Genomic DNA, 17,671 nt, shown 5'->3' with positions numbered 1-17,671 from the left:
TGTCTCAGTGTGCGCCGTCTGCGAACTCCTCGATCCACGCGAACGGGTCGGGCAGCGTCGGGCGATACTCGAGACTGATCCATCCCTGGTATCCGGCTTCGTCGAGCGCACCCAGGTAACGCGCGAAGTCCATTGTGCCCGTGCCTGGTTCGCCACGGCCAGGGGCGTCGGCGATCTGCACATGACCGATCCGCCCGGTGTGGTGCGAGAGCACGTGGTCGAGGTCGTCGCCGTTCGTCGACAGGTGGTAGAGATCAGCGAGGAGCGCGACGTTGTCTATCCGGTGCTCGCGTCGAACGGCGTCGGCCACTGCGAGCGCATCGTCGGCGAGGCGGAGCGGATAGTCCGGGATCGCACTGAGTGGTTCGAGGAGGATCTGTGCGCCGATCGTCGCAGCGGCACGAGCCGCGATGGCAAGGTTGTCGACTGCCAGTGAGTCTTGTTCGGCGGCATCGAGTCCGGATACTCGGTTGCCGTAGAGCGCGTTGAAACCCACGGTTCGCAGACGTGCACCGATTCCGACCGCAACGTCGATGCTGTCGACGAACTCGCGCGCCCGCAGCGGATGCGACAGCAGCCCACGCTCACCCGCCGCGAGATCACCCGCTGCGAGGTTGAGGTGGGTGAGGCGTACCCCGGCGTCGTCGATCGCCGTCACGAACTCGTCGACGGCTCGATCGGCGGGGACAGCGTCGTCGAACGGCCACCAGAATTCGACGGCGTCGAAACCCGCATCGCGCGCCGCCTGGGGTCTGCGCAGCAACGGTAGGTCGGTGAACAGCATCGAGCAGTTCACAGTCAGTCGGCGACGGTTCATCGTGGCTCCTTCGTGTGGGCTCAACTCGGACGTGACGTTGCTCGCGACTGTTTTACCGCCATTGGTGGGCGTCTCCCAAATGGCCCAAATGGTTAGCCTTGCTGAGGTTGTACAGGCCCAATGTAACGGTGTGCGAGGTGGCCATTCTCAGCGAGGAAGTCGGTGTCCGCACTCGGCGCGGTCTGAGATCGTGGCTGTCGACCAATCAGGAGAGATTGCCTCCGCTGTCGGGCAGAAACCGCGTGCGGCCAGGGCGTTCCGCGTATCGTGCTGCCATGCGACGGTGGAGGGTCCTCCTCATCCTCAGCGCTGCACAGTTCATCATGGTGCTCGACACCACGGTCATGAACGTGTCGGTGTCGCAGGTCGTTGCCGACCTCGGCACGACGTTGACCCAGGTCCAACTCGCGATCACCCTCTACACACTGGTCATGGGATCGTTCATGCTCTTCGGCGGTCGCCTCGGCGATATGTTCGGCAGGCGGAAGGTTTTCGCCATCGGGCTCATCGTGTACGGAATCGGTTCGCTCATCACGGCATTCAGCCAGAACATCGGCATGCTCTTGTTCGGATGGTCCTTCGTTGAGGGCGCCGGAGCCGTCATGGTGATGCCTGCGATCATTTCGTTGACGGCGTCGAACTATTCGGGTCGCGACCGCGCAACCGCCTACAGCGCCCTCGGCGGTATTGCCGCAGCCGGCGCGGCGGCCGGTCCGTTGATCGGCGGATGGGTGACTGAAGCACTCACCTGGCGGGTGGTGTTCGCCGCGGAGACCGTCGTGTGCATCCTCGTCGTGCTTGCGGTGCGTGCCATCGCCGACGACGAGAAGGCCGAGCCCGGGGGGATGGACTGGGTCGGAACCGCGTTGTCGGTAGCGGGACTCGGGCTCATCGTGATCGCGCTGCTGCAGGCAGGCACCTGGGGCTTCATCTGGCCGCGAGGCGCACTGACGATCGGCGACGTGAGAGTGACACCGTTCGGTTTCTCGGTGGTGCCGTTCATGATTGCGCTCGGCGTCTTTGTGCTCATCGGTCTTGTCTCCTGGGAGCGTCGTGTCATCGACCGTGGCGGCACACCGCTGCTTCACCCCGCGTTGCTTCGAAAACTGCAGCTGCGCAACGGATTGATCATGCTGCTCGCGCAGCAGACCATTATCGGCGGGATGTTCTTCATCATCCCGATCTACCTGCAGTACGCACTGCAGATGAACGCTTTCGAGACAGGAGTGAAGCTCGCGCCCATGTCGGTGGCCATGCTGATCGCGGCGTTCGCCAGCCCGAAACTGGCTGCGACGCAGTCGCCCCGGCGGATGGTCAGAATCGGTCTGGTGCTTGTGATCGTCGGTTGCGTACTTCTGGTGACCACCATCGATCCCGAGCTCAACAGTGTTGTGTTCGCCATCGGCATGGCCATCTTCGGCGCCGGATTCGGTTTCATAGCAGCACAACTCGGCAACGTGATCATGTCGTCGGTGGGCAATCGTGACCGTGGTGAAGCGGGCGGCTTGCAGGGCACGGCCCAGAACATCGGGACATCCGTGGGCGTTGCGCTGCTCGGTGCGCTACTTGTTGCCGCGCTCAGTTCGGGCTTCAATACGGCAGCTCAGGCAGACTCGACGATCTCGGCGCAGACGAAGAGTCAGATCAATGACGCGACGGCGAACGGCGTCGAAATCCTCGGACGAGACCAGCTCGAGGCGGTTGCTCAGGAGCACGATATCCCCGCCGGTGAGGTGTCGACACTTGTCGACGACTACGTCAACGCCCAGTTGGAGGCGATCAAGATGGCGATCCTGCTGGCCGTATTCTTGGCGTTGCTCGGACTAGTTGTCGCTCAACGACTTCCGACGGTTCCCGGCGCAGAATTGGGCAAGGATGAGCCGGCCGCGGTGGGAAAGTGACGGCGGCTCGAGTCTCATCGCAGGTGCAGTGTGTGACCGGAGAGCGATCAGTCGTTGCTCGAATCCGAAGGGTTCGAGCCCGTGCTGTCGTAGCTGATCATGCCGTCGTGATCCTGCGGCTTGTCGTGCTTGAGCTTGTAGATGAGGCCGATGACGCCGGCAACGACGAGCAGTGTGAAGAAGATGAATCCCATGGCGATCTCCAGGGGCCTGCGACGATGTGCGCCGATCAGCGCACATCGTCGAGAATACTGCCCCGAGAGGTCAGGGGTTGGAGGTCAGGGGTTGACCCCGCGCGATGCCAACCACGCCTGCGGGTTGATCTTCTGCTGGTTCTTGTCCCAGACCTCGTAATGCAGGTGGGGGCCGGTGGACTGTCCACGATTGCCGACGGTGGCGATCGTCTGGCCGACGTGAACCTTCTGGCCCGCCCTGACGAAGCTCTCGTTGACGTGTCCGTAGACACCGGTTGTGCCGTCGTCCTGGCGAACACGAACCCACATCCCGAAGCCCGACGCCGGGCCCGATTCGAGGACGGTGCCGTCGGTGACGGCGTGGATCGGAGTGCCGACGCGGTTGGCAATGTCGACGCCGTTGTGATGCGATCCCCAGCGGGCGCCGTACCCGGAGGTCACGGTGCCGGTGGTAGGTGCAACGGCACGCTTCTTGCCCGGTACCGACGCATTCGGGGGCAACGCGTTGCGGGTGAGTTCCTCTAGCTGCGGTGGCAGCTTGATGTTCTCGGGCAGCTTGATGTTTTCCGGAAGCTTGATGTTCTCTGGCAGCTTGATGTTCTCCGGCAACGCCACCGTCGGTGCTGCGGGCTTCGGAGCCGGCTTTGCGGCGGCCTGCGCTGCGCCAACGGAACCGAGGCCGATCACTCCGGTGATCGCGGCGACGGTCGCGGTCTTCAGCTTGAGGGTGTGCACGTTGTTAAAGGCTGCGCGGTGCTGACCACGGCTGGCGCGAGGTGGCGAGTCAAAGACCGCACGCGTCGCGTTCGGGATCGAGTCACGGTCGGTCAATCGGTGGTGAGGCACTGCTATACGTCCGCTCTGGGGTTGGTAACGCTTTGATATCGGAATGGACACGGCGAGACTATCAGACGCGCGGCTTGGGCGACATGTCGTGTTTGCCGGAGAGGCTCAGATCCGGTATCGACGCAGGTCAAGGCAGTGGCGGGGCGTCGTCGTCTACGTGTGAGACGACGACGCCCCGCGCCGTGTTACAGACGGTCCGGTTACTGCGCGGCCTGCTTTGTGTCGGTGCGCTCAACGACGGCAATGTCCTCCGTCGTGGTGCTGCTCTTCTTGGTCGCCCGGGATCGCGATGGTCGGGTCCGTCCGTGGGTGACGTAGATGACGATGCCTACGAGGGCCAGTCCTCCGACGAGGTTGCCGAGGACTGTTGGGATTTCGTTCCACAGCAGATAGTCGACGACGGTGAAGTCTCCGCCAAGCATCAGCCCGATGGGGAACAGGAACATGTTGACCACGGAGTGCTCGAAACCGAGGTAGAAGAAGACCAAGATCGGCATCCACATGGCAATCACCTTGCCGGGCAGGCTATCCGAGAGCATGGCACCGACTGCGGCGGTGGATACCATCCAGTTGCACATCACGCCCCGGATGAACAGCGCCAGCATGCCCGCGGCGCCATAGGCAGAGTAACCAACTGTCCGATTCTCGCCGATTTTCTGCAGAGCCTCACCGATAGCTCCCGCGTCGGCAGAGAAGGCGTAGGTCAGGTAGACGGCCACGAATAGTGCGGTCGTGAGTGCCCCGGCAAAGTTGCCGATGAAGACGAGTCCCCAGTTTCGCATCATCCTGCCGAACGTCACCCCGGGTCGCTTGTCCAACCAGGCGAGCGGAACGAGAGTGAACACCGCCGTCAATAGGTCGAATCCGAGTAGATAAAGCATGCAGAATCCGACAGGGAAGAGCAGGGCCCCTAGCAGCGGTTGGCCGGTTTGCGTGCTCACAGTGACCGCGAAGGCCGCAGCGAGCGCGAGAATTGCTCCCGCCATATAGGCCCGGATCAGGGTGTCACGCGTGGAAAGGAACACCTTTGACTCACCGGCGTCGACCATCCGGGTGGCGAGTTCTGCTGGTTTCACATAAGACATGTCTGCGGTCTCCTTCTCGTCGGGCCGTCACCACTGGTAGGGCAGGAACTTGCCGTCGATCGTCACGACGACGCGGTCGCCGCCCGGGTCCGAACGTCGGTCGAACGAGATGTTGCAGTTGATCGCGCTCATGATTCCGTCACCGAACTCCTCGTGGATCAGCGCTTTGAACGCTGGGCCATAGACGTTGATGAGTTCGAGGAAGCGGTAGATCGTCGGGTCGGACGCGAGATCGGAGTCGGCAACCCGGTAGGGCTGACGTTGCAGCGCCGTCGTCGTCTCCTCACTCAGAGACAGCAGATCGCGGACTGCCTCGGCCTGTTCGCGGGGGACAGGGTGGCTCCCGAGCAGTGCGGCTACCGTCCACACCAGCGGTCGATCGATGTGGTCCGCGAGCTTCTGCCATGACAGTCCGGCCGACCGACGAGCGTCGTCGACTTCGATCGCCGGGGCGGAAATTGCGTTGTGCGCCATGTCTTCTCCTGCAGTTGGTGGATCGATTGGTTGTGAACTCAGGCTGCCTCGGTGGTCGCATACCGACAATGACGATCCACGCAGCGATTCGGGCGATTCGCGCAAACCGTGCGATTTACATCCGGGTTACCGGCGTCCAACGAAGTGGAAATGACCGCTTCGTAGTTTCGCGACAACCACCATCCACTCAGGGAGTCGGGACATGAGCGCAACACGAGATCTGACGAGTGCCGATCCCGGTCTGTTGTCGGCGGTCATCGAGGTCACCCCCACGCCACTTTGGGTTATCGACAGTGGCGGACGGGTCGTCCTGGCCAATCAGGCTGCCCTCGAACTCCTCGGCTATGCCTCGAGTGCCGATGTCATCGGTGCGCCGAGTCACGACACACTGCATTCCTGGCACCCGGATGGTTCGCGCTACCCGGCGGATTCCTGCCCGATTCTCGATCAGCCGAGTTCCGATCGGGCCGTCGCCGACCCCGAATGGTTCATCACCCGTGATGATCGGGCGCTACCGGTGTCGTGGTCGACTCGTGCCCTGACCGATACCGGCCACACTCTGTTGTCCTTCGCTGACGCCACCGAACAATTGGCAGCCCGATCGCGGGAGCCCGAGACCGCCTACCAAAGCCAGATCCGCGCCGCGTCGGAGCGGCTCGGCGCATCATCGCGTACCCAGGTCCGCGCTCGGATCCTCGAGCAAATCCAGGAGCGGTTCACTGACCCGGACTTCGATGCGTCGACGTTGGCGCGAGAATGTCATGTGTCTCTGCGTTCGCTGCAGCAGATTCTGTCCGAGGGTGGGCACACACCTGCCGCCGAGATACGCGATCGTCGCCTTGCTCTCGCCGCCGAGATGATCACGCACGGCTCGTCAGTGCAGGCGGCAGCACGCCACAGCGGCTTCTCGGACGTCTCAACCTTCACGCGCGCCTTCCGCCGGAAGTTCGGTCATGCTCCCGGGCAGTGGGCAGCAAGATTGTCGGCCAAGCAGACCGCCTGATCCACGAACCGTGTCGATCTCTTTGCCCCATAGTGAAACCTGCTGTCGCACAGACATTCACCGCGAGGGCAGAAAGTGTAAGGGTGCCTGTTGCCGATACCGGATTCTCTGGCCTCGCATCGGAAACTCGATCGTCGCAGAACCGCTGACCAGAATCGGGTCGCCGTGGGGTGTCGTTGCCGAGATCACGATGTCGCGTCCGCGGAACCGTACGTCATCAACTACAGCGGCAGGCGCGTCGTCGTCGTCGACGACATGGAGGTCGTCCGGTCGGATGAGGACTCGACCGTCGCCATGGTGTTCGCGCCGTAGCTCCATCGGCCCGACCCGGGTTGCGGCGACCGAGCCGCTTGCAGTGGCGGCTAGGTCGGCGAGGTCGCCGAAGAGACGCGCCACGTCGAGATCGGCGGGTTCGACGTAGACCGTCTGCGGGGCCGCGTCCTGTCGAACGCGGCCGTCGATGAGTACGACGATGTGGTCGGCCATGGCGAGGGCTTCCTCGCGGTCGTGGGTGACGAGCAGTCCGGTCGCATTCTCCGACAGAAGAGCGCGGCGAACGTGGGATTGGAGTCTGGCTCGCAGGTCGGCATCGAGTGCCGAGAATGGTTCGTCGAGGCCGATGACCACCGGCCGGGGTGCCAGGGCTCGGGCCAGGGCGACGCGCTGGCGCTGACCTCCCGACAGCGTGGTGGGGCGTCGGTCTGCGAGATCGGTGAGGCCGGTGACGCTCAGCAACTCGTTGATCCGATCGCGCCTGCCGGGGACGCGGCGCCACCACGGGCCAAGTCCGAAACCGATGTTGCCCGCGACGCTGAGATGCTCGAAGAGCGCCCCTTCCTGGGGAACGAGTCCCATCCGGCGTCGTTCAGGAGGCGCGTGTCGGGATGCGCTCGACACCTCCTGGCCGTCGATCTCGATGCGGCCGGATCGGATCGGCTCCAAACCGCAGATCGCGCGAAGCAATGTGCTCTTACCGCATCCCGACGGCCCGACGACTGCAGTGATGCTTCCGTGCGGCACAACAAAACTCACCTCGTCAAGCGCAACGTGGTCACCGTAGGCGACACGGATCGAGTCCACGCGCACACTAGGCCGATCGTCAGGTGAGTGGTTCACGTCTGCGTGCTTCACGTCGAAGGTCCTCTGCGACTGAACAAGGTTGACAAGACGACTGTGGGTATCGAGGTCACCGCGATCAGTATCAGACCCAGAACGGCAGCACGGCCGTAGGCGAGGTCATTGTTCAGACTCCACATGTCCACGGCCAGAGTCCTGGTCCCCACGGGGGCGAGCATGAGCGTTGCGGGAAGCTCCTTGGCGACCGACACGCACGTGAGTGCCGCACCGGCGAGCATTCCGGGCGCGATCATCGGCAGCACCACGCGCAGTAGTGTTGCCATACTTCCCGCGCCCAGTGTCCGGGAGACCTCGGATACCGCGTCGGGCATGGCGTCGATGGCACTGCGCGACGGGCCGATGCTAACCGGCAGAAACAGCACCGCATAGGCGATGAGCAACAGAGCGGTTGTCTGATACCAGTCGGGGACAACCCGCAAGCCGATGAACACCATCGAGAGCGCTACCGTCACCCCTGGCAGGGCGTAACCGAGATTGGTTGCGGTGTCTACGAATCCGGACAGACGGGTGCGTGGACGCGCCGTGTAGAAGGCGACCGGAATCGCCAACAGCGTGATCACCAAGGTGGCTTGGACGGCCAGCGACAGGGTTGCCCCGATGGCAGGCAGGACGTCGTCGAGAGCGGTGTCGGCTCGTTGCGAGCGAAGAATCTGACCGATCAGTCCGGCAATCGGGAACGCGAGGCCGACGCCGATCATGCCGATCGCGAATGCCCACGCCCCGGCGTGGTCGCGGATTCCCCTCGTACGTTCCGCGTTGGCACTCGGTTCCGCGTCGCGGCGGATGAATCGTTCTCCGGCCGCGAGTGCGAGCGCCATGATCGCCAGCACGCAGCCATAGACCGCCGCCACCGTGCGATTGAAACTACCGTTGTAGGCGTTATAGATCCCGACGGTGAAGGGCTCGAAGCGCACGATCGCCGGGCCGCCGAAGTCGCTGATCGCGTAGAGCGCGACGAGTAGTGCGCCTGCGGCTACGGGGAGGCGGATACGGGGCAGTGTCACGCGGAGGAAGGCGCGTGCGGCGCCGCACCCGAGGGTGCGCGCGGCGTCCTCGGCGGATCTGCCTATTCCGGAGAGAGCAGCCACGGTAGGAAGCATCACCAGCGGATAGCACGCGAGGGTCAAGACGAGGACGGCGGCAGGGAAGCCGTAGAAGTCGGGAAGTGTTCGCACCCAGACGAATCCGGATACATACGATGGGATTGCCAGGGGAGCGGTGAGTAGTGCGACCATCAGCGGGCGGGATCTTGCCACGCCGCTGGTGAGGCACCAGGCCAATCCCACGCCGACGATCACGGACAACGCGGTAACCGCTGTCGCCAGACTCACCGTGTTCCAAAGCAATTCAGCCGTTCGAGGCCGCAGCAGATAGGAGTCGATGGTGTCGCGACCGGCTTCGGACGCTCGGACCACCAGATACACCGCAGGCGAGAGCGTCAGCGCCGCTACAGCACAGCTGAACGCAGCCAACACGATTCGCCCGGACCGCAACGATCGGTCCGGGCGAGTCAGTGAATTAGTGACCTGAATCAGATGGCGCCGACCTCGGTCAACAGCTTCTCGGTGCCTTGGACGTCGGAGAGGTCGTCGAGGTTGATCTTTGGCGGCTGCAGTTCGGACAGGGGCGGGATTCCCGCGACGTTGAGTTGGACACCCTCGATCACCGGGTACTCGCCGACCTCGGTGGCGAAGAACTCCTGAGTCTCTGGTGTCAGTAGCTGTCGGGCGAACTCGAAGGCTTGTTCCTGCTTCTTCGACGACTTCAGCACGCCGATGCCGGCGACGTTGACGAGTGCTCCGGGGTCGCCGTTGCTGAAGAAGTGCAACTTGGAAGGGACTGCAGCCGCGCCCTTCTCGTTGATCTCTTGGACCCAGTAGTAGTGGTTGGTCAGGCCGGTAGCAAGGCTGCCGGAATTGACCGCCTCGACGATGGCTCCGTTGCCGTCGAATTTCTTCGGGTCGTTTGCGAGAAACTTGGTCAGCCAGTCACGCGCACCGTCTTCCCCCCGAACCAGGCGCAGCGCGGTCACAAAGGATTTGAAGGATGCGTTGGTGGGCGCGTAACCGACCTGACCGCGAAACCGTTGCGCGAGCAGACCGTCGATACCCTCAGGGAGTTCCGATTCGCCGATGTTGTTGGGGTTGTAGATCAGCACACGGGAACGCGCGCTGGTCGGAACCCATCCACCTGTTTCGGAACGGTACGGCTCGAGTACCGCATTCTTGATGTCCTCGGGGAGCGGGGCGAGCAAGCCGGCCTCGGCCAGTGCGCCGAGCTCGCCGGCATCCTGTGCGAAGAAGAGGTCGGCCGGGCTGCGGTCGCCCTCCTCGAGGATCTGCGCGGCCTTCCTGTCGTAGGTCGCCTTGACGGGGACTGTTCCACCGACGCGTTCGATCAGAGGACCGACCAACTCCTCGGAACGGCCCGAATAGAGGACCAGCGCGGTGTCGGAGGCCGAGGCGGAGGCGTCGCCCGACCCGGAATCGTCGGAACCGCATCCGACGATCAGTCCGGAGGACAAGAGCAGGGTGCCGCCGATGACGGCCAGTTCTTTCCATGAGCGCACAGCTGGCTACTTCCTTCGAATGAATTCCGGATTCCGGACAATCACGACAAGGTGGACAATAGTGCACGCTGTTTGCTTTGGCTTGCCTTCGCGGAATTGGTCGACGGTGCCGCGACGCCCGCTCCGATCGAGACGGAGCTGCAGGGGTCAGAGCCCGAGTTCGATCATCCGCTTGGTGATTCGATCATCGGTGGTCGCGACCGGTTCGCCGGTGGCCACCCAGGGGTCGCCTCCGAAGTAGGTAGCCATGATCTTCTCCGCGGTGCGGGTGGCGAGCGCCTGGGTGGTCAGGGTGGGGTTGGGTCCGCCGAGTGAGTTGGCGAGAACCGAGTTGTCCGCGATGAATATTCGGTCGACGAATCGTGCCTCACCGCTGGGGCGCGTCACGGAATTGCGGGCCGACTCGCCCATGCGCATCGATGAGTGCACGTGGAGGAGCAGGGGAGCCCAGTCCAGCCGATATACCTTTCGCGCGCCGGCTTTCCGGAGGAGTTGCGCCGCCTTCGTCGTGATGTACTCGCGGTTGCGTCGGGTTGGGGCCGACCGCTTGCGAATGTCGATGTCGACTTTCGCGACAGCGCCGTGGGAGTCGGCCGGGAAAAGTGAAGGCACTATTCGACATTCGGGCTCGACGTGGTCGTCGGTGATGCACAAGACGTTCAGCATCCGGTCGATCCCGTGGGCCATGAAGTCGCGGAGTTCGTCCCCGGCCAGTCGTCCGGTGGGGCCGTCCCATGCGCCCCGCATCCCGCGGCCGTTGGTGTACTGGCCGCGAATACCGCTGTTGGACAACGTCATCGTGAACGCCTGGATCGCCGGGGTGACTCCGGAGTTCTCCAAGCATCCATATCCGGGGAACTCGACCCGTGCACAAGAATTGGCACCCCGCGTGTTGCCGGTGTCCTCATCGAAAAGACCTACCACCCAGTCGAACCAGTGGTCGGTGTGTCCGCGACCGACCCAGCCGTTCGGGTTCGGCAATCCACTGTTGAACCAGAGCCGCGGGCTCTCGGTAGCACCACCGGCCATCACCACGACCTCGGCGTCTTCGCGGTGTCGCGCCCCGGTGACGTTGTCTCGCCACGTCACTCCGGTGGCGCGGACGCGTCCGCGGCGCTCCTCTGTGTGAATCTGCTCGACGAACGACTCCGCGCGCAGTTCCATGGCCTTGCCGCCGCGACGAACCGCATCAGCGGCAAGGCCGAGCGGAACGTAACTGTTGTCGGTCGATCGGCGGGCGAAGAGGTTCCGTGGTGCGCGCGCTGGTTGGTAGCAACCCTGAAAACAGTGGCCGCAGAAGGTGCAACCCGTCGCCTGCGGGTAGGCGAGAAGGTTGGAATCTGTTGTGCGGCCGGCATTTCCGCCTGGATGCAAAATACAGTTCGGCTGCGGTCGAAAGGCTGCGCGGGTCGTGTCCCGTGATCGTTGCAGCGGCAACCCCAAGCCTTCGCAGCCGCGGAAGAAGACCGCCTCTTTGGTCCCCATCGGGGCAGGCTTGACCGGCAGGCTCGCTTCCACCCACTCGAGATACGGAACGAGTTCACGGTAGGTGAAGGGGAAGCGATGCGCGGTGTCGTACAGGGCGGCGTCGGCACCGCGGTAGCCGGCGAACACGCCGGGATACGGTCGCGGACTGTTGCCGAAGAAGTGTTGAGTGGTGCCGCCCACCCCACCCAATTCCCAGACGAAGCTGTTCTGTGCCCATTCGCGGTGCCAGTACGGTGTGGACCGGTCGCCCGGTCCGAAGCGGAGGAAACCGGCTGTGGGGTCGTTGGCGTCGAACTCGAGATGCGACCACTGTTTGGCGGGGTTCGCGTGGCGCGGACCACCTTCGAGCAGCAACACGTCGAGGCCCTGTCCGGCGAGTTCGGCGGCGACCACCGGGCCACCCCCACCAGCGCCGATCACAATGACGTCACGCACTCAGAACTCCTCGAATCCCTTGTAATAGCCGATGAAATCGTCGTGGCCGTCTACCAGCCCGTTGGGCCGGTATCCGGTGATGTTCCAACTGACAGGACGCCGAGACAGACGCCGTGCGGTGTAGTCGTAGAGCCGATGCTCGCTCCACACGGTGAACGCCGAACCGTCGAGCAGGATGCCCCCGACGAAGCGCAACAGGCCCGCGCCGGACCCGCGCAGCGGTTGCGGCAGCGCATTGTCGAAGACGGCGAGTAGATCGGCAGCAGGTTGTTCGACCAACTCGAATGCACGGGCTTTCGTCTGAAAGTTGGCGTTGGCGAAGGGTGAGGCAAACGGACCCGCAAGCGGTGCGCCAACGAGTAGCGCTGCGACATCCATGACCAACCCGGCGATCAGGGACAGCGGGAAGGTGCGGTCGTTGTCGCTGACGCCGAGCGCGCGGTCGACTGCCGAGGCCACCTTGTCGTCGGGAAGCTGCAGCGGCGTCACGGCCAGGTCGGTGAGCGTCACCGACAGTGCCACTGCCAGTGGCCGGAGAAGCTGGTCGCCCTGCGGTAGGAAACGGTCCACCAGGCCGACGAATTCGTCGGCCGCACCGTCAGACATCGCACCGGGGCCGCGCCCGGTGACACCCTGCTGCTTCGAGTACCGGTCGTCACCCGGCATCACCATGACCGATACGCCACGGAGCGCGTCGCGCGACGCCATGCGCAGCCCCCCGAGTATCTGTCTCGCGATGGGCGGCATGTCCAAATAGCCGTCGGGCGGGGATGGTGCGGCGCGTGCCGCCGGTGTGCGCGACAACGCGAGAACCACTGTGGCGAGACCAGACGCCCCCAACAACTGACGCCGACTGATCCCGCGGGAACCCGCGGAAGAATCGGACATCTACAGAATCGCCGTGTTGTGGGTCACATTGCGAGGCTACGGCACGAACGCCGGGAAAGTCGCTTTTGCCGCGGGGCGTCGTCGCGTACTTGAGTTTCCCCAGCTAGGTACCGGGCCATGGCAGGCAGATGCCTCGCTGCCGCGGACACGCAGTCGCCATGCGAGGTCGTATGTTCGCACATGCCATCTCAAAGCTGATCTCGTTCGCCGGGATGATGGCTCGCAAGTTAGCGCCCGTTATTGGGCGGATCGAGGCCTATTTCGGGCGCGTGCGCGACACTGAGTGGCGTGTCGACGTTCCTTCACCGGCTACCGCAACCGGTACAGATCTGGAGCCCACGGCATCTGCTGCGACTGGCCGACGCGGCCGATCCGGGAAGGCAACGGCTGCACGACGCGACTCTGGTCACCTCCGCGGTTGCGCTGTCTACCGGGGCGACATGGGTTCTGGTAGCCACGGGACACGCGGACCAGTCGATGCTCGTGATCCCCATCATCACCGCTTTGGTGTGCACGAACTCCACCAAGGACGCCACTCCCCAGGCGCGACTCGTCACCGCCGGTCTTCAACTCATCCTCGCTTTGCTCTTTGCGACGCTCGCCGCGCTGCTCGAGCCGTACCGCCTCGCGGCGGTCGCGGTGTTCGTCGCGGTGGCAGGCCTGTCGGTGTGGGTTCGACGATTCGGGCCGCGGGGTGGAGCGCTGGGATTCGCAGCTTTCTTTCCGTACTTCCTCACTCTGCTGTTACGCCTGGACCACACCCAGCTGCCCGTGCTGTGGCTGGTGATCGCCGTCACCATGGGCGTCGGAGTGCTTCTGCGTGCGGCGTTGCTTCGTGAGCGGCCGCAGCGTCAGATCACGTTGCTGCTCAGGGAGTTTCGCATCGCGGCCGACACCGCCCTGCTCGCCGCGCAGCGCGTCACCAGCCTGTCCGGCCGCCCGCATATCGAGCGCGACCTCGCCCGGCTCGGTGGAATCTCCCTCGCGATCGATGACTGGCAGTCACGGTTCGACACGCATCGCTACCTACATTGCGAATCACAAACTCTCGCCGACCTTGTCGTGGATGCGCAGATCTCGGTGGAGCAGGTGTGCAGTCAGCTCGTTGCCGACAGGTTCGGCGACGCGTCGCAGACAAACGACGGCGCACTGCCACGAAACACATTGCTCGTCAACGCGATCACCGATCTGCACACCGTTCTGGCCAAGGACGTCGACGTCGAAGCGAGCCGCGCCGCGGCACGTCGGGCGAAACGAACCGAGTCCCTCGTGGACCTCAGCGAGGAGGGCGGACTGGCCACGCTGGAGATCTCGCGCTGTGTACGCACGTGGCATGCGCTCAATGAACTGACCGCGTCGGCGCGCGACTCCGAGGCGATGCCCCCTGACGACGCCACCGACGGTCATCGCGAGCACCACCGTCCACGTCTCGGGCCGGCAACCCTAGGCATCTCGGCACCGCCCTGGAAACTGCAGCACTGGCGCAACTGGGAGCCCACGTCGCGGCTGGCTGTTCAGGTGATGTTCGCGACTGCCCTGGCTTCCGTCGTAGGCGAGGCCATTTCCGCTTCCCGCTGGTACTGGGCCGTTCTGACCGCGTTCATCGTCTTCATCAAGGCCAGCACGCGAGCGGCCGTGCTGACCCGCGCGATGGACCGGATCGTCGGCACCCTGCTGGGAGTCGTGATCGGGGCGCTCGTGGTGGTGGTCGCGAACCATCACGTGATCCCCGAACTGATCCTCGGCGTGCTCTGCGTCTTCCTCGCAAGCTACTTCGGCCCGATTCAGTACACCTACCTGGTGGCGTTCATCACCGTGATGATCGCTGCGTTGTTCGATCTGCTCGGCGTCTTCGACATGCGGCTGCTCGTCGTGCGCGTCGAGGAGACCGTGGCGGGATCGCTGATCGGGGTGGTCTGCGCCTACTTGATTCTCTCGACCAATTCGCGACCCATGCTCATCGATTCCATCGCCAAGTACTTCGACGCCCTGGACGACGCCCTCGCCTGCGTTGCCACCGGACTCACCACTGCGGGCGAGCGTCATCAGATCACCGAGGCCGCTCGACGCCTCGAGCAAGCCAAGGTCGACGTCGAATCCGCCTGTTCGTCAACACGAGCTGTCGCACTTCTGGAGCCACGGTCATCCACTGCGGCAGTCCGACAACCGATCGTGGCGATTCATCATTGCGCACACTCGCTGTTGATCGCGGCCATCGTTGTCTCCGGGTCCGAGCCACCACAGGTCTTCACAGGTACCGACGCCACCGATATCCGCGAGGCACTGGACCGAATCCGGGAGCGGGCCAAGATGACTCGAGCAGCGCTCAGTGGCGAAGCGGAGTCGGCAGTAGACCCCGCCCGTATCCCCGTCATCTCACTACTCGCCAAGCTGAACGTGGAGCCGGATACTCCGCGCGGCGAGGCGATCGTGGCAGCGTCGCGCCTCAATCAGGTGCTGGAGGATCTGGACCAGACAGCGACCAAGGTGCCGGATGCTGCTGAGCAGCAATGAGACCAGCGATAGAAACGAATAAACCCCTGCTGAACAGGGGTTTCGTGGTGCCCTCGGTGAGACTCGAACTCACACTGGACGGGTTTTGAATCCGTTGCCTCTGCCAATTGGGCTACGAGGGCATCTGCCGCCGCGAGCGGCTGCAACAGACAACTGTAGATGATCGGCCGGAAGCGGCGTGAGCCGGTACGCTTCGGAGCATTGATGCTGGTCGCAAGCGAGTGGATTCGGCCGGTTACGACCGCTCTGGTCAACTCGATGTGGAGGAGGGATTGGTGACTGTGGTGGAGAATGTTCCGGCCCAGGCCGAGGACAAGCAGACTGCACACAAGGTGCTCGTCGCCGAGGACGACTCGCTGATCCGGATGGATCTCATCGAGATGCTCCGCGAGGAGGGCTACGACGTGGTGGGCGAGGCACCCAACGGGCAGGCGGCTGTCGATCTCACCGAGAAGCTTTCGCCCGATCTCGTCATCATGGACATCAAGATGCCGGTCCGCGACGGGATCGACGCCGCCACCGAGATCGCACAAAAGCGGTTGGCGCCAGTGGTGATGTTGACGGCGTTCAGCCAGCGCGACTTCATCGAGAGAGCCCGAGATGCCGGTGCTATGGCGTACTTGGTGAAGCCATTCTCCAAAGCCGATCTCGTTCCCGCCATCGAGGTTGCGGTCAGTCGCTATCACGAACTGAAGATGCTTGAAAAAGAAGTTGCGACAATGCAGGACCGACTCGAAACTCGCAAGCTGGTCGAGCGCGCCAAGGGATTGCTCATGGAGAAGCAGTCGTTGTCAGAACCGGAGGCGTTCAAGTGGATTCAGCGCGCAGCGATGGATCGTCGTACCACGATGAAGGCCGTCGCGCAGGTCGTCGTCGAAACGTTGGGACCCACAGACTGACCCCTGAGTCGGCCGCGTTAAATCTGTGAAAACGCGTCGACGGTGACTAGCGGATTTCTCTTTCATTGCCCCACGCAAACTCGTATCTCGGTCTATGTTTTCTCAAGGTCTCCTCAGTAGACCTCCCGGCCACAGGGGGTCGGGTGGCTGGACGAGAGGTAGTAAAGATGCATCGTCGCGTGACGACCGCAGCGCTAGGGGCGACGCTGGCCGCTGTGCTCGCCGTTTCGGCATGTAGCAGTAAGTCGACCGACTCGGATTCGTCATCGAGTGGGTCGGCATCAGCGGGGTCGGGGCTCACCATTTCGGCTCTCGCCCAGATCGATACGGCGGGCAAGGAACAGCCGAAGGCATCGGATGCGGAAGCTCTCGATCCGTCCTCGCCGAGCGGACAGAAGTGCGACCCGGCGACCATCGCGATGGCGGGAGCATTGACCGGCGCCGACGCGGCTCTTGGTATCAACATCGTCGACGGTGCGCAGCTCGCCGTGGACCAGCACAACAAGGCCAACCCCGACTGCAAGATCACCCTCAAGCGTTTCGACACCGAAGGTGACCCACAGAAGGCAACACAGGTTGCGCCGACCATCACCAATGACGACTCGATCATCGGATTGATCGGTCCGGCGTTCTCCGGTGAGACCAAGGCAACCGGCGGCATCTTCAACCAGGCCGGACTCGTCTCGGTGACCGCTTCGGCCACCAACCCGACGCTCACCGACAACGGCTGGAAGACCTTCTACCGCGGCCTTGCCAACGACGATATTCAGGGCCCCGCCGTCGCGAAGTACCTGACCGGGACCAAGGGCAAGAAGAAGGTCTGCGTCATCAAGGACGACACCGATTATGGTGCCGGTCTGGAAAAGGCCGTCACCAGTGCGCTCGGCTCTGCTGCTGACGCCGGCTGCTCGGGCGACGTCAAGAAGGGGGAGCGCGACTTCTCCGCGATCATCTCGAAAGTCACTGCGGCACAGCCGGATGCGGTCTTCTACGCGGGCTACTACGCAGAGGCGGCGCCGCTCGCGCAGCAGCTCAAGTCCGCTGATCCGAATATCCTCTTCGTCTCGGGTGACGGCGCGAACGATCCGCAGTTCACCGCGCAGGCCGGCGATGCTGCCAAGGGCGCACTGCTCTCATGCCCGTGTGGCCCCGCTCCCGACAAGTTCGCTTCGGACTACAAGGCAGCGTTCAACCAGCCGCCCGGCGTGTACTCCGTTGAGGCATACGACATCGCGACGATCATGATGAAGGGCATCGAGGAGGGCAACAACACCCGTCCCAAGCTGCTCGAGTACATCAGCAAGTACAACGGCACCGGACTGGCCCGTAAGTACTCGTGGACACCGAAGGGTGAACTCACCACATCACTGATCTGGGTATACGAGGTCAAGTAAGTACGACACCACCGCGCCCGGCCGTCG

At 63.6% G+C, this 17,671-nt stretch carries 15 protein-coding genes and 1 tRNA gene; 5 read left to right on the top strand and 11 right to left on the bottom strand.

Annotated elements, in window-relative coordinates:
- Window positions 1–4: 4 nt before the first annotated feature.
- Entirely contained in the window at window positions 5–817 is an 813-nt protein-coding gene (locus RND64_RS12785) for a hydroxypyruvate isomerase family protein (protein WP_270485428.1), read from the bottom strand.
- Between the two features lie 275 nt (window positions 818–1,092).
- Between RND64_RS12785 and RND64_RS12780 the strand changes: the two genes are divergently transcribed.
- Window positions 1,093–2,718 (top strand): MFS transporter, encoded by a 1,626-nt coding sequence (locus RND64_RS12780; RefSeq protein WP_270485426.1) that lies wholly within the window; start codon window positions 1,093–1,095, stop codon window positions 2,716–2,718.
- A 47-nt stretch (window positions 2,719–2,765) separates the two neighbouring features.
- Here the strand turns inward: RND64_RS12780 and RND64_RS12775 are convergent, their stop codons facing one another.
- The 4 genes from RND64_RS12775 to cynS form a co-directional block, all read right to left on the bottom strand.
- Window positions 2,766–2,912, bottom strand: coding sequence for a hypothetical protein (locus RND64_RS12775; protein WP_156525513.1), 147 nt, complete (start codon window positions 2,910–2,912; stop codon window positions 2,766–2,768).
- Between the two features lie 84 nt (window positions 2,913–2,996).
- Window positions 2,997–3,758: a M23 family metallopeptidase gene (locus tag RND64_RS12770; RefSeq protein ID WP_270485421.1), complete on the bottom strand. Its 762-nt coding sequence runs from the start codon at window positions 3,756–3,758 to the stop codon at window positions 2,997–2,999.
- A 200-nt stretch (window positions 3,759–3,958) separates the two neighbouring features.
- Window positions 3,959–4,843: a formate/nitrite transporter family protein gene (locus RND64_RS12765; RefSeq protein ID WP_270485418.1), complete on the bottom strand. Its 885-nt coding sequence runs from the start codon at window positions 4,841–4,843 to the stop codon at window positions 3,959–3,961.
- Between the two features lie 27 nt (window positions 4,844–4,870).
- A complete protein-coding gene (cynS, locus tag RND64_RS12760) occupies window positions 4,871–5,317 on the bottom strand; it encodes a cyanase (RefSeq protein ID WP_049698169.1) in 447 nt (148 codons plus the stop codon).
- A gap of 202 nt (window positions 5,318–5,519) precedes the next feature.
- Between cynS and RND64_RS12755 the strand changes: the two genes are divergently transcribed.
- Window positions 5,520–6,320: a helix-turn-helix domain-containing protein gene (locus RND64_RS12755; RefSeq protein ID WP_270485413.1), complete on the top strand. Its 801-nt coding sequence runs from the start codon at window positions 5,520–5,522 to the stop codon at window positions 6,318–6,320.
- Between the two features lie 57 nt (window positions 6,321–6,377).
- Here RND64_RS12755 and RND64_RS12750 read toward each other — a convergent pair whose 3' ends face one another.
- The 5 genes from RND64_RS12750 to RND64_RS12730 all read right to left on the bottom strand — a co-directional run bounded on the left by RND64_RS12750 (window position 6,378) and on the right by RND64_RS12730 (window position 12,837).
- Window positions 6,378–7,400: an ABC transporter ATP-binding protein gene (locus tag RND64_RS12750; protein ID WP_270485410.1), complete on the bottom strand. Its 1,023-nt coding sequence runs from the start codon at window positions 7,398–7,400 to the stop codon at window positions 6,378–6,380.
- Window positions 7,401–7,447: 47 nt separating this feature from the next.
- A complete protein-coding gene (locus RND64_RS12745; protein WP_331436054.1) occupies window positions 7,448–8,788 on the bottom strand; it encodes an ABC transporter permease in 1,341 nt (446 codons plus the stop codon).
- Window positions 8,789–8,988: 200 nt separating this feature from the next.
- The gene (locus tag RND64_RS12740; protein WP_049698165.1) at window positions 8,989–10,026 is read right to left on the bottom strand and encodes an iron ABC transporter substrate-binding protein; all 1,038 of its coding nucleotides are present in this window, start codon (window positions 10,024–10,026) and stop codon (window positions 8,989–8,991) included.
- A gap of 147 nt (window positions 10,027–10,173) precedes the next feature.
- Window positions 10,174–11,949, bottom strand: coding sequence for a GMC family oxidoreductase N-terminal domain-containing protein (locus tag RND64_RS12735; RefSeq protein ID WP_049698164.1), 1,776 nt, complete (start codon window positions 11,947–11,949; stop codon window positions 10,174–10,176).
- Complete coding sequence (locus tag RND64_RS12730) at window positions 11,950–12,837, bottom strand: hypothetical protein (RefSeq protein ID WP_049698163.1); 888 nt, start codon at window positions 12,835–12,837, stop codon at window positions 11,950–11,952.
- A gap of 288 nt (window positions 12,838–13,125) precedes the next feature.
- On the opposite strand from RND64_RS12730, the gene RND64_RS12725 reads away from it, so the two are divergent.
- A complete protein-coding gene (locus RND64_RS12725; RefSeq protein ID WP_049698162.1) occupies window positions 13,126–15,351 on the top strand; it encodes an FUSC family protein in 2,226 nt (741 codons plus the stop codon).
- Between the two features lie 45 nt (window positions 15,352–15,396).
- On the opposite strand, the gene RND64_RS12720 is transcribed toward RND64_RS12725, so the two are convergent.
- Window positions 15,397–15,473: transfer RNA gene (locus RND64_RS12720), tRNA-Leu, on the bottom strand.
- A 153-nt stretch (window positions 15,474–15,626) separates the two neighbouring features.
- Here RND64_RS12720 and RND64_RS12715 point away from each other — a divergent pair.
- A complete protein-coding gene (locus tag RND64_RS12715) occupies window positions 15,627–16,250 on the top strand; it encodes an ANTAR domain-containing response regulator (RefSeq protein ID WP_200903220.1) in 624 nt (207 codons plus the stop codon).
- A gap of 167 nt (window positions 16,251–16,417) precedes the next feature.
- Window positions 16,418–17,644 (top strand): branched-chain amino acid ABC transporter substrate-binding protein, encoded by a 1,227-nt coding sequence (locus RND64_RS12710; RefSeq protein WP_049698161.1) that lies wholly within the window; start codon window positions 16,418–16,420, stop codon window positions 17,642–17,644.
- Window positions 17,645–17,671: the final 27 nt, after the last annotated feature.

The organism is Gordonia sp. w5E2, assembly GCF_036540975.1.
Taxonomy (GTDB): Bacteria; Actinomycetota; Actinomycetes; order Mycobacteriales; family Mycobacteriaceae; genus Gordonia; species Gordonia jacobaea.
The sequence above is the reverse complement of the archived record's forward strand: the minus strand, read 5'-3'. Positions and strand labels throughout refer to the sequence as shown.